Origin of the sequence: Pseudomonas sp. 57B-090624, assembly GCF_003234055.1 — a bacterium.
GTDB classification, from domain to species: Bacteria; Pseudomonadota; Gammaproteobacteria; order Pseudomonadales; family Pseudomonadaceae; genus Metapseudomonas; species Metapseudomonas tohonis.
Genome location: NZ_QKRU01000036.1, coordinates 36554 through 48677 on the forward strand (window position 1 = coordinate 36554; position 12124 = coordinate 48677).

The following is a 12124-nucleotide window of genomic DNA, read 5'->3' on the forward strand; positions in this document are numbered from 1 at the left end:
CTCAGACCTTGAAGCGGCTGACGCCGGCCCGCAGGCCCTGGGCGACGTGGTTGAGCTCATCGATCGCGGAGCTGGCCTGGCGCAGGGACTCCACCGTCTGCCCCGAAGCCTCGCCCAGCTGCACCAGGGCCTGGTTGATCTGTTCGGCGCCGGTGGATTGCGCCTGCATGCCTTCGTTGACCATCTGCACACGCGGCGCCAGGGCCTGCACCTGCTGGATGATCTGCGACAGCTGCTCGCCGACCTGGCCGACCTCGGACATGCCGCGGCGCACCTCCTCGGAGAACTTGTCCATGCCCATCACCCCGGCGGAGACGGCAGACTGGATCTCGCGCACCATCTGCTCGATGTCGTAGGTGGCCACGGCCGTCTGGTCGGCCAGGCGGCGCACCTCGGTCGCCACCACGGCGAACCCGCGGCCGTATTCGCCGGCCTTCTCCGCCTCGATGGCGGCGTTGAGGGAAAGCAGGTTGGTCTGATCCGCGACCTTGACGATGGTGGTGACCACCTGGTTGATGTTGCCGGCCTTCTCGTTGAGGATCGCCAGCTTGGCGTTGACCAGGTCGGCGGCGCCCATCACCTGGTGCATGGTCTCCTCCATTCGCGCCAGGCCCAGCTGGCCGGAGCCGGCCAGGGTGGAGGTCTGCTCGGCGGCGCCGGAAACCTCGGTCATGGTGCGCACCAGGTCCCGCGACGTGGCGGCGATCTCACGTGACGTGGCACCGATTTCCGTAGTGGTGGCCGCCGTCTCGGTGGCGGTTGCCTGCTGCTGGCGCGTGGTCGCGGCAATCTCGGTCACCGAGGTGGTGACCTGCACCGAGGACCGCTGGGCCTGGGATACCAGGCTCTTCAACTCCTCCGCCATGCTGTTGAAGCCCGTCTCGATGGAGTCGAACTCATCCTTGCGGCCAAGGTGCAGGCGCGCGGTGAGATCGCCCGAGGCGAGCGCCTGGAGGTTCTGCACCACGCGCTGCACCGGCTCGGTGATGGCCCGCACCAGCAAGGCTCCACAGACGAAAGCGGCGGCGACGGCCAGGAGCACCGAGACGATCATGCTCAGCTCGGCATTGCGCGCGGCGTCGACGATGTTGCCGGTCGCCTCCTCGGCGGTCTTGCGGTTGTAACTGATGAGCTCGGTCAGGCCATTGCGTCCGTCGTTCCACAGCTTGGTGAGGTCGCCGGTGAGCAGCGAGCGGGCTTCGCCCAGTCGCTTCTGCTGGTGCAACTCGATAACCGTGGAAAGGACCGCGTCATAGCGCTTGCGGCTCTGGTTGAAGCTCTCCAGGAGCGCCAGGTCGTTGTCGTCGCGGACGGTCTTGCGGTAGTCGGCCACGACACCGTCGAGCCGTTCGTCGAGCAGGCGCAGGTTGTCCAGGTCGACCTTCTCCAGCGGCTGGTCGGAGGCACCCACGCGCTCCAGGGTCTGGATGAACACATCGGTCCAGGCACTGCGTACCTGGGTGATGAGGAACATGCCGGGCATGGCGTCCTGCGCCAGGCGCTCCGCCCCCTTCTGCACCGTGAACAAGCGCATATAGGAAGTGACGGCCATGAGCACCATGATCGCGATGATGATGGCGAAACTCGCCTGGATTCTTAGCCGCACCGACCAGTTCTTCACGTAGACCCCCGCTTGCCAGACCTTGTCGCTTACCGCGCCGGACATCGCGCGCGTCATTGAGCGGCGACTCTAGAGACTCGCCCCACGTCCTTGCAAGACAAAGCGCAACGGGGCATCGGCCCTTTGGCGGGCCCGCCTGGAAGTCTGGCAGAAACGAGAAATCGTGCCGGGCGTGTTGGGGGGATGGGCGGTGCCACAGCCGAGCAAGGCCATCGCCATTCGGCGAGCACCGCGAAGCCCATCATGGGTGTCAGGGCCCGGCTCCGCCTGGTGGAGGCCAAGGGCGACCTCCACCCTACGCAGCGGTCATGCCCACCCGCCGGGCGCTGCAGGGGCGACTTCAGTCGCCCAACGGCGCACAGCGGCCCCCTGCAGGAGCCAGTTCATTCGCGATCGGACGTGCAGGCACCTCTGCAGGGACCTAGCTGCCCTGCAATTCCTGGCGGACCTGCCCTTCCAGCTCGGCCTTGAGCGCGGGGTCGAGCTTGAGCTGGCGGGCCAGCTCGTCGAGGTAGGCGCGCTCCATGAAGTGCTCCTCGTCCACCATCAGCACGCTGGCGAGGTACATCTCCGCGGCCATTTCCGGCGTGCGTGCGGCACGGGCCACGTCGGCGGGGTCCAGCGGCTTGTTCAACTCCAGCTCCAGCCAGGACTGCAGCTCGGCATCCCGGGTCAGCTTGCCCAGCTCGCCTTCGATCAGCTGGCGCTCGCGGGCGTCGACATGGCCATCGGCCTTGGCCGCCGCCACGAGCGCCTTGAGGATGGCCTGGCTGTGCTGCTCGGCCTGGGGCGCAGGCAGGCGGTCGAGGGTCTGCGGCTCGCCCTGGGGCGCGTTGGCCTGCTTGGCCTGCCAGTTGCCGTAGGCCTTGTAGGCCAGCACGCCCAGCGCGGCCAGGCCGCCATAGGTCAATGCCTTGCCGCCCAGCTTGCGGGCGCTCTTGTTGCCCAGCAGCAGGCCCAGCGCACCGGCCGCCAGCGCGCCGCCACCGGCGCCGCCGAGCAGGCTGCCGAGGTTGCCGCCCACGCCGCCGGAGCCACCGCCTGTGAAGCCGCCGGACTTGCCGCCGGTCTTCTGTTGCAGCAGGTCCTGGCCGGATTTGAGCAGTTGATCGAGCAATCCACGGGTGTTCATCACAACCTCCTTCGGTGGGCGAATCTTCTGATGGACTGCACTCTAGCCGCCGAGTTTCCAGGCACGTGAGCGCCGGATTGCTTCGGGATATTGCCGCTGCGCCGGCCCCGCCCCGACCGCCGGACTGACATCAGGCCCATCCTGCAAAAGACAAGAAGCATTCGATAAAAAAGAATCACCCACTCGATTTTCGATAAACCATACTGTCGCGCAGCATTTCCACCTGCGGAAACCCGCCCCATGATGACCCTGCGCCAGATCCGCCACTTCATCGCCGTCGCCGAGACGGGCTCCATCTCCGCCGCCGCACAGGCGGTGTTCATCTCCCAGTCCACCCTGACCCTGGCCATCCAGCAGCTGGAGGAGGAGATCGGCGTCAGCCTGTTCAACCGCCACGCCAAGGGCATGTCCCTGACCCACCAGGGCCACCAGTTCCTGCGCCAGGCGCACCTGATCCTGGCGACCGTGGACAACGCCAAGCGCAGCCTGCAGCAGAGCACCGACCAGGTGGCCGGCAGCCTCACCATCGGCGTGACCAGCCTGGTGGCCGGCTACTACCTGGCCGACCTGATCACCCGCTTCCAGCGCGCCTACCCCAACGTGAAGACCCGCGTGGTGGAGGACGAGCGCCCCTATATCGAACACCTGCTGGTGAGCGGCGAGATCGATGTCGGCGTGCTCATCCTCTCCAACCTGGAGGACCGCCACGCCCTGCAGACCGAGGTCCTCACCCACTCGCCCCACCGCCTCTGGCTGCCCGCCCAGCACCCGCTGCTGGAGCACGACAGCATCAGCCTGGCGGACGTAGCCGGCGAGCCGCTGATCCAGCTCAACGCCGACGAGATGGGCCTGCACACCCAGCGCATCTGGTCCCGCGCCGGGCTCACGCCCCAGGTGACCCTGCGCACCGCCTCGGTGGAAGCGGTGCGCAGCCTGGTGGCGGCCGGGCTCGGCCTGTCCATCCAGCCGGACATGACCTACCGCCCCTGGTCCCTGGAGGGCGACATCATCGAGGCGCGCCCGCTGGTGGACCTGGGCGAACCGCTGGACGTGGGCCTGGCCTGGCGTCGCGGCACGGCGCGGCCGGCACTGGTGGACCCCTTCCTCACCCTGGCCCGCGAACAGCCGAACGCCCGCAAGCCTTCGATTTAATCGAACGCCACTTTCAATATTTAGAATTTGTCGACCTCAAGCCCGCCCACTAGGCTCTGCTTCCTATAAAGAGAGTCATGCCGGGCGCCGCCAGGAGCACAGCCATGACTGAAGAACAAAAACCCAGGAAGAAAAGAGCCCCGAAGATGGCCGGCACTGCGAGCACGCCCACCCTGCATTCCCATTTGCTGATCGGAGGCCAACTGGTCATCGGTGAAGGCCTGGCCGAGCCCATCCTCAACCCCGCCACCGGGGAAACCCTGATCACCATCGCCGAAGCCTCCATCGAGCAGGTGGAAGCCGCCGTCTTCGCCGCGCACAAGGCCTTCGCCGGCTGGTCCCGCACCACACCCGCGCAGCGCGCCGCCGCCCTGCTGGCCATCGCCGATGCGGTGGAGGCCAATGCCGAGCAACTGGCCCGCCTGGAATCCCTGAACTGCGGCAAGCCGCTGCACCTGGCGCGCCAGGACGACATTTCCGCCACCGCCGACGTGTTCCGCTTCTTCGCCGGTGCCGTGCGCTGCCAGCAAGGCCAGCTCGCCGGCGAGTACGTGCCCGGCCACACCAGCATGGTGCGCCGCGACCCGGTGGGCGTGGTCGCCTCCATCGCGCCCTGGAACTACCCCCTGATGATGGCCGCCTGGAAGATCGCCCCGGCGCTGGCGGCGGGCAACACCCTGGTGTTCAAGCCCTCCGAACACACCCCGCTGTCGATCCTGGCCCTGGCCCCCGCCCTCGCGGAAATCCTCCCGGCCGGGGTGATCAACATCGTCTCCGGCGGCGGCGAAGGCGTCGGCAGCCACCTGGTCAGCCACCCCAAGGTGCGCATGGTGTCGCTCACCGGCGACATCGTCACCGGGCAGAAGATCCTCCAGACCGCAGCCCGCACCCTCAAGCGCACCCACCTGGAGCTGGGCGGCAAGGCGCCGGTGATCGTCTGCAACGACGCCGACCTCGAGGCCGTGGTCCAGGGCGTGCGCGCCTACGGCTACTACAACGCCGGGCAGGACTGCACCGCCGCCTGCCGCATCTATGCCCAGGCCGGCATCCATGACCGCCTCGTCAGTGAACTGGGCGACGCTGTTTCCAGCCTGCGCTTCGCTCGCAAGCGCGACCAGGACAACGAGATCGGCCCGCTGATCAGCTCGCGCCAGCGCGACCGCGTGGCCAGCTTCGTCGAGCGCGCCCTCGGCCAGCCGCACATCGAGCGCGTCACCGGTGCCGCCGTGCATTCCGGCGCCGGCTTCTACTACCAGCCCACCCTGCTGGCCGGCTGCAAGCAGGGCGACGAGATCGTCCAGCGCGAAGTGTTCGGCCCGGTGGTGACCGTGACCCGCTTCGACCAGCTCGACCAGGCGCTGGACTGGGCCAACGACTCCGAGTACGGCCTGGCTTCCTCGGTGTGGACGCAGAACCTCGACAAGGCCTTCCAGCTGGCCAACCGCCTGCAGTACGGCTGCACCTGGATCAACACCCATTTCACCCTGGCCAGCGAGATGCCCCACGGCGGGCTGAAGCGCTCCGGCTATGGCAAGGACCTGTCCAGCGACTCGTTGCAGGACTACAGCGTGGTGCGCCACATCATGGCGCGCCACGGCCAGGACTTCTAAAACAACAAAGGCCGGAAGGCCCGCGAAACGACGTTCAACTGCCCCGACCAATAACTAGTCAACAAGAGGGAACATCAATGTCCGCGCGCAAAACCGCTCTGCTCAGTGCGCTCTCCACCGCCCTGCTGGCCAGCGCCAGCCTGCAGGCCGCCGAGCCTCTGAAACAAGTCGGCACTGGCGAAGGCCAGCTCGACATTATCGCCTGGCCCGGCTACATCGAACGCGGCCAGACCGACAAGAACTACGACTGGGTCAGCCAGTTCGAGCAGGACAGCGGCTGCAAGGTCAACGTCAAGACCGCCGCCACCTCCGACGAGATGGTCAGCCTCATGGCCAAGGGCGGCTACGACCTGGTCACCGCCTCCGGCGACGCCTCGCTGCGCCTGATCTACGGCAAGCGCGTGCAGCCGATCAACACCGCGCTGATCCCCAACTGGAAGAACCTCGACGAGCGCCTGAAGGACGCACCCTGGTACACGGTGGACGGCCAGCACTACGGCTCGCCCTACCAGTGGGGCCCCAACGTGCTGATGTACAACACCAACACCTTCAAGGAAGCGCCCACCAGCTGGGCGACCCTCTTCGAAGCCCAGGACCTGCCCGACGGCAAGGCCAACAAGGGCCGCGTGCAGGCCTACGACGGCCCGATCTACATCGCCGACGCCGCCCTCTACCTGAAGGCCACCCAGCCGGCCCTGGGCATCCAGGACCCCTACGAGCTGAACGAAGAGCAGTACAGCGCCGTGCTCGACCTGCTGCGCAAGCAGCACGCGCTGATCCACCGCTACTGGCACGACACCACGGTGCAGATGAGCGACTTCAAGAACGAAGGCGTGGTCGCCTCCAGCGCCTGGCCGTACCAGGTCAACGCCCTGCAGCTGGAGAAGCAGCCGATCGCCTCCGTGGTACCGAAGGAAGGTGCCACCGGCTGGGCCGACACCACCATGCTGCACGCCGAGGCCAAGCACCCCAACTGCGCCTACAAGTGGATGAACTGGTCCCTGGAACCCAAGGTCCAGGGTGACGTCGCCGCCTGGTTCGGCTCCCTTCCCGCCGTTCCCGCCGGCTGCAAGGCCAGCGAGCTGCTCGGTGCCGAAGGCTGCGCCACCAACGGCTTCGACCAGTTCGACAAGATCGCCTTCTGGAAGACCCCGCAGGCCCAGGGCGGCAAGTTCGTGCCCTATAGCCGCTGGACCCAGGACTACATCGCCATCATGGGCGGCAGGTAATTCACCGGGTCCCGGCATCGCGAGGATGACGAGGCGAGGCGCGGAATCACGCCATGGCACCGTCATTCCCGCGAACGCGGGAACCCACTGGACAGCCTCCTCCGTTTGAGTGGGCCCCCGCATTCGCGAGGATGACCAGGCACGGAACCGCTCCGTTGCCCGATCACCCCCGCGAACGCGGAACCCCACTGGATACAAAGCAGTACCTGAAGTTTCCCCCTCGCCTGCGGGCGGGGGGCCGTTTCGCCACACCTGCACCCTTTTCGCTTTACCGGAGCACCGCACCATGACGCTTGCAGTCCAGTTCACCCAGGTTTCCCGTCTCTTCGGCGAGGTCAAGGCCGTCGACCGGGTATCCATCGATATCCAGGACGGCGAGTTCTTTTCCATGCTCGGCCCATCCGGCTCCGGCAAGACCACCTGCCTGCGCCTGATCGCCGGCTTCGAGCAGCCCAGCTCGGGTTCCATCCGCATCCATGGCGAGGAGGCCGCCGGCCTGCCGCCCTACCAGCGCGACGTCAACACCGTGTTCCAGGACTACGCGCTGTTCCCCCACATGAACGTGCGCGACAACGTCGCCTATGGCCTGAAGGTCAAGGGCGTGGGCAAGTCCGAGCGCCTGAACCGCGCCGAAGAGGCCCTGGGCATGGTGGCCCTGGCCGGCTACGGCGACCGCAAGCCGGCGCAGCTCTCCGGTGGCCAGCGCCAGCGCGTGGCCCTGGCCCGCGCCCTGGTCAACCGCCCCCGCGTGCTGCTGCTGGACGAGCCCCTGGGCGCGCTGGACCTGAAGCTGCGCGAGCAGATGCAGAGCGAGCTGAAGAAGCTGCAGCGCCAGCTGGGCATCACCTTCATCTTCGTCACCCACGACCAGAGCGAAGCGCTGTCGATGTCCGACCGCGTGGCGGTGTTCAACAAGGGGCGCATCGAGCAGGTCGACACCCCGCGCAACCTCTACATGCAGCCGGCCACGCCCTTCGTCGCCGAGTTCGTCGGCACCTCCAACGTGCTGCGCGGTGCCGTGGCCCTGGAGCTGACCGGCAACGAGCAGCCCTTCTCCATCCGCCCCGAGCACATCCGCTTCGCCACGGCCGAGGCGGCCCTGGCCGGCGAGGTGCAGATCAGCGGCCTGCTGCACGACATCCAGTACCAGGGCGCCGCCACCCGCTACGAGCTGCGCCTGGATAACGGCCAGAACCTGTGCATCAGCCAGGCCAACAACCAGTGGCAGGCCGCCGCGCCGTCGTTCCAGCCCGGCGAGCGCATCACCGTGCGCTGGGCCCGCGAGGCCATGGTGCAGCTGAGCGAGGGCGTGTGAGATGAGCGCGACCCTGACCGCCCAGGCACAGGCCGCCCCCAACGGGGCCATGCGGCGCCTGTCCAACCTGCTCTACCGCCGGCCGACGCTGTACCTGTCGATGCTGCTGATCCCGCCGCTGCTGTGGTTCGGCGCCATCTACCTGGGCTCGTTGCTGAGCCTCTTGTGGCAAGGCTTCTACACCTTCGACGACTTCACCATGGCGGTGTCCACGGACCTGACCCTGGCGAACTTCGCGGCGCTGTTCCAGGCCGCCAACTTCGACATCATCCAGCGCACCCTGGCCATGGCCGTGGCGGTGTCGATCGCCAGCGGCATGCTGGCCTTCCCCATCGCCTACTACATGGCGCGCTACACCACGGGCAAGACCAAGGCGTTCTTCTACATCGCGGTGATGATGCCCATGTGGGCCAGCTACATCGTCAAGGCCTACGCCTGGACCCTGCTGCTGGCCAAGGGCGGCGTGGCCCAGTGGTTCGTCCAGCAGTTCGGCCTGGAGCCGGTGCTGCAGTTCATCCTCGACATCCCCGGCGTCGGCGGCAGCACCCTGTCCACCTCGCACCTCGGGCGCTTTTTGGTGTTCGTCTACATCTGGCTGCCGTTCATGATCCTGCCGATCCAGGCCTCCCTGGAGCGCCTGCCGCCGAACCTGCTGCAGGCCTCCGCCGACCTCGGCGCCAAGCCCCGCCAGACCTTCCTGCAGGTGGTGCTGCCGCTGTCGATCCCGGGCATAGCCGCCGGCTCGATCTTCACCTTCAGCCTGACCCTGGGCGACTTCATCGTGCCGCAGCTGGTGGGCCCGCCCGGCTACTTCATCGGCAGCATGGTCTACGCCCAGCAGGGCGCCATCGGCAACATGCCCATGGCCGCCGCCTTCACCCTGGTGCCCATCGTGCTGATCGCCGTCTACCTCTCCATCGTCAAACGTCTGGGGGCATTCGATGCACTCTGAGAAAGCATCCTGGGGCCTGAAAGCGGCCGCCTGGGGCGGGCTGGTGTTCCTGCACTTCCCGATCCTGATCATCTTCCTCTACGCCTTCAACACCGAGGACGCGGCCTTCAGCTTCCCGCCCAAGGGCTTCACCCTGCACTGGTTCAGCGTGGCCTTCGCCCGCGAGGACGTGCTGGAGTCGATCAAGCTGTCGCTGCAGGTCGCCTGCGTCGCCACGCTGATCGCCATGGTGCTAGGCACCCTGGCCTCGGCGGCACTGTACCGGCGCAGCTTCTTCGGCAAGGAAAGCATCTCGCTGATGCTGATCTGCCCATCGCCCTGCCCGGCATCATCACCGGCATCGCGCTGCTCTCGGCGTTCAAGAGCCTGGGCCTGGAGCCGGGGCTGCTGACCATCATCATCGGCCACGCCACCTTCTGCGTGGTGATCGTCCACAACAACGTGATCGCGCGCTTCCGGCGCATCTCCCACAGCCTCATCGAAGCCTCGATGGACCTGGGCGCCGACGGCTGGCAGACCTTCCGCTACATCATCCTGCCCAACCTCGGCTCGGCCCTGCTGGCGGGCGGCATGCTGGCCTTCGCGCTGTCCTTCGACGAGATCATCGTCACCACCTTCACCGCCGGCCACGAACGTACCCTGCCGCTGTGGCTGCTCAACCAGCTCAGCCGCCCGCGCGACGTGCCGGTGACCAACGTCGTCGCCATGCTGGTGATGCTGGTGACCATGCTGCCGATCCTCGGCGCCTACTACCTGACCAAGGGTGGCGAAGGCGTCGCCGGCAGCGGCAAGTGACAACCGCCCCCGCCCGCGTGGCGGGGGCTCCAACCCGGATCAGCGAACCCCCACTGGAGGATTCACCATGCAGACCAAACTCTTGATCAACGGCCAACTGGTCGCCGGCGAAGGCGCCGCGCAAGCCGTGCTCAACCCCGCCCGTGGCACCACCCTGGTGGACATCCCCGAAGCCAGCGCGGCACAGGTCGACGCCGCCGTACGCGCCGCCGACGCCGCATTCGACGCCTGGTCGCAGACCTCGCCCAAGGACCGCTCCGCCCTGCTGCTCAAGCTCGCCGACCGCATCGACGCCGGTGCCGAGGAACTGGCGCGCCTGGAGTCGGACAACTGCGGCAAGCCCTACGCCGCCGCGCTGAACGACGAGCTGCCCGCCGTCGCCGACGTGTTCCGCTTCTTCGCCGGCGCCAGCCGCTGCATGAGCGGTTCCGCCGCCGGTGAGTACCTGCCCGGCCACACCTCGATGATCCGCCGCGACCCGGTGGGCGTGGTCGCCTCCATCGCGCCCTGGAACTACCCGCTGATGATGGCCGCATGGAAGCTCGGCCCGGCCCTGGCCGCCGGCAACACCGTGGTGCTCAAGCCCTCCGAGCAGACCCCGCTGACCGCCCTGAAGCTGGCCGAGTACCTGGCCGAGATCTTCCCCGCCGGCGTGGTCAACATCGTCTTCGGCCGCGGCCCCAGCGTCGGCGAGCCGCTGACCACCCACCCCAAGGTGCGCATGGTCTCGCTCACCGGCTCGGTGGCCACCGGCTCGCGCATCATCGCCGGCACCGCCGACACCGTTAAGCGCATGCACATGGAACTGGGCGGCAAGGCCCCGGTGATCATCTTCGACGACGCCGACATCGACGCCGCCGTGGAAGGCATCCGCACCTTCGGCTTCTACAACGCCGGCCAGGATTGCACCGCCGCCTGCCGCATCTACGCGCAGAAGGGCATCTACGAGACGTTCGTCGAGAAGCTCGGCGCCGCCGTCTCCACCCTCAAGTACGGCCTGCAGGACGACGCCGGCACCGAACTCGGCCCGCTGATCACCGAACAGCACCGCGAGCGCGTGGCCGGCTTCGTCGAGCGCGCCGCCGCCCAGCCGCACATCCGCATCGTCACCGGCGGCAAGAAGGTCGAAGGCCCCGGCTTCTTCTTCGAGCCGACCGTGATCGCCGACGCCCGCCAGGACGACGAGATCGTGCGCCGCGAAGTCTTCGGCCCGGTGGTCTCGGTCACCGCCTTCGACGACGAGGCGCAGGTGCTGGCCTGGGCCAACGACTCCGACTACGGCCTGGCCTCCTCGCTCTGGACCGCCGACGTCGGCCGCGCCCACCGCCTCTCCGCGCGCCTGCAGTACGGCTGCACCTGGGTCAACACCCACTTCATGCTGGTCAGCGAGATGCCCCACGGCGGGGTGAAGCTGTCGGGCTATGGCAAGGACATGTCGATGTATGGACTGGAGGATTACACCGCCATCCGCCACGTCATGTTCAAACACTGACCCTGAGCTGTTGCGCTAGGCCAGGCGTTGTTGGAAGCCGGCTCGAAATGCTCATGTACAAACGTACATTCCGCTTTCTCGCCGTCTTCCGCCTAGCCTGGCCGTCGCTCACGACGCCCAGCCGCTCAGCGTTCCGCACGCTTTTCGTGGGAGCGAATTCATTCGCGATCCGGCCCGCAGGGCCGGCAGGTAATCGGCTGCCCGCTGCGCGGCTTTCGCGAATGAATTCGCTCCCACAGGTTCCTGCTCACCACCGGCTCTGCTTCACAACCGCTGCACCCAAACCCCAGGAGAACCGAAATGCGAACCACCCTGCGTAGTTTCAGCTTCATCCTGCTGTGCGCCGCCACCGGCCTGGCCCAGGCCGCCGGCGATGCCAAGTCCGTAGTCGAGGGCTACATGGCTGCCTGGAATGCCCACGATGCCGACAAGGCCGCCACCTTCCTCGCCGAGGATGCGGAGTACTTCGACGCCACCGTCGGCACCCCGCAGAAAGGCAAGGCCGCCGCCCGCGACAACGTCATCAAGGTGTTCATCGGCGCGGTGCCGGACCTGAAGTGGAGGATGACCAGCGAGCCCATCGTCGGGCCCGACGGCATCGCCTTCCAGTGGGAGTTCAGCGGTACCAACAGCGGTGCCTGGGGGGCCGAGACCCCGGCCACGAACAAGCCCCTGAAGTTCGAAGGGGTGAGTTTCGTCCGCATCAAGGACGGCAAGATCGCCTACCAGGGCGACTACTACGACGCCCTGGGCTTCAATAAACAACTGGGCTGGTAAGCCCGACGTGGCGCCCGGCACGACCCGGGCGCCATGCATAAAAAACGAC

At 67.2% G+C, this 12124-nt stretch carries 9 protein-coding genes and 1 pseudogene; 8 read left to right on the plus strand and 2 right to left on the minus strand.

The window, feature by feature from the left end:
- Position 1 precedes the first annotated feature (1 nt).
- A complete protein-coding gene (locus DMX10_RS17755; protein WP_111262337.1) occupies positions 2 to 1621 on the minus strand; it encodes a methyl-accepting chemotaxis protein in 1620 nt (539 codons plus the stop codon).
- A gap of 421 nt (positions 1622 to 2042) precedes the next feature.
- Positions 2043 to 2753 carry a tellurite resistance TerB family protein gene (locus DMX10_RS17760; protein ID WP_111262315.1) on the minus strand — a complete coding sequence of 237 codons (711 nt, stop codon included), beginning with the start codon at positions 2751 to 2753 and terminating at the stop codon, positions 2043 to 2045.
- 240 nt (positions 2754 to 2993) lie between these two features.
- Here DMX10_RS17760 and DMX10_RS17765 point away from each other — a divergent pair, with 240 nt between their 5' ends.
- The 8 genes and pseudogenes from DMX10_RS17765 to DMX10_RS17800 all read left to right on the plus strand — a co-directional run bounded on the left by DMX10_RS17765 (position 2994) and on the right by DMX10_RS17800 (position 12075).
- A complete protein-coding gene (locus tag DMX10_RS17765; RefSeq protein WP_021217177.1) occupies positions 2994 to 3905 on the plus strand; it encodes a LysR substrate-binding domain-containing protein in 912 nt (303 codons plus the stop codon).
- Between the two features lie 104 nt (positions 3906 to 4009).
- Entirely contained in the window at positions 4010 to 5515 is a 1506-nt protein-coding gene (locus DMX10_RS17770) for a gamma-aminobutyraldehyde dehydrogenase (protein ID WP_111262316.1), read from the plus strand.
- Positions 5516 to 5592: 77 nt separating this feature from the next.
- Positions 5593 to 6744, plus strand: coding sequence for a putative ABC transporter substrate-binding protein YdcS (ydcS, locus tag DMX10_RS17775; RefSeq protein ID WP_111262317.1), 1152 nt, complete (start codon positions 5593 to 5595; stop codon positions 6742 to 6744).
- Between the two features lie 286 nt (positions 6745 to 7030).
- Positions 7031 to 8059 (plus strand): ABC transporter ATP-binding protein, encoded by a 1029-nt coding sequence (locus DMX10_RS17780; RefSeq protein ID WP_111262318.1) that lies wholly within the window; start codon positions 7031 to 7033, stop codon positions 8057 to 8059.
- A 1-nt stretch (position 8060) separates the two neighbouring features.
- A complete protein-coding gene (locus tag DMX10_RS17785; protein ID WP_111262319.1) occupies positions 8061 to 9011 on the plus strand; it encodes an ABC transporter permease in 951 nt (316 codons plus the stop codon).
- Positions 9001 to 9806: pseudogene (locus DMX10_RS17790) on the plus strand (ABC transporter permease). Before DMX10_RS17785 ends, DMX10_RS17790 begins: the two are co-directional and overlap by 11 nt.
- A 67-nt stretch (positions 9807 to 9873) precedes the next feature.
- Positions 9874 to 11298, plus strand: a complete 1425-nt coding sequence (locus DMX10_RS17795; protein ID WP_111262320.1) for a gamma-aminobutyraldehyde dehydrogenase — start codon at positions 9874 to 9876, stop codon at positions 11296 to 11298.
- A gap of 300 nt (positions 11299 to 11598) precedes the next feature.
- The gene (locus DMX10_RS17800; protein WP_043240261.1) at positions 11599 to 12075 is read left to right on the plus strand and encodes an ester cyclase; all 477 of its coding nucleotides are present in this window, start codon (positions 11599 to 11601) and stop codon (positions 12073 to 12075) included.
- The last annotated feature ends 49 nt before the right edge of the window (positions 12076 to 12124 follow it).

What these genes read in the sequence shown, in the direction of transcription:
- DMX10_RS17760 (WP_111262315.1), bottom strand. Translation starts at nt 2,753, where the DNA reads ATGAACACCCGTGGATTGCTCGATCAACTGCTCAAATCCGGCCAGGAC.
- DMX10_RS17765 (WP_021217177.1), top strand. Translation starts at nt 2,994, where the DNA reads ATGATGACCCTGCGCCAGATCCGCCACTTCATCGCCGTCGCCGAGACG.
- DMX10_RS17770 (WP_111262316.1), top strand. Translation starts at nt 4,010, where the DNA reads ATGACTGAAGAACAAAAACCCAGGAAGAAAAGAGCCCCGAAGATGGCC.
- ydcS (WP_111262317.1), top strand. Translation starts at nt 5,593, where the DNA reads ATGTCCGCGCGCAAAACCGCTCTGCTCAGTGCGCTCTCCACCGCCCTG.
- DMX10_RS17780 (WP_111262318.1), top strand. Translation starts at nt 7,031, where the DNA reads ATGACGCTTGCAGTCCAGTTCACCCAGGTTTCCCGTCTCTTCGGCGAG.
- DMX10_RS17785 (WP_111262319.1), top strand. Translation starts at nt 8,061, where the DNA reads ATGAGCGCGACCCTGACCGCCCAGGCACAGGCCGCCCCCAACGGGGCC.
- DMX10_RS17795 (WP_111262320.1), top strand. Translation starts at nt 9,874, where the DNA reads ATGCAGACCAAACTCTTGATCAACGGCCAACTGGTCGCCGGCGAAGGC.
- DMX10_RS17800 (WP_043240261.1), top strand. Translation starts at nt 11,599, where the DNA reads ATGCGAACCACCCTGCGTAGTTTCAGCTTCATCCTGCTGTGCGCCGCC.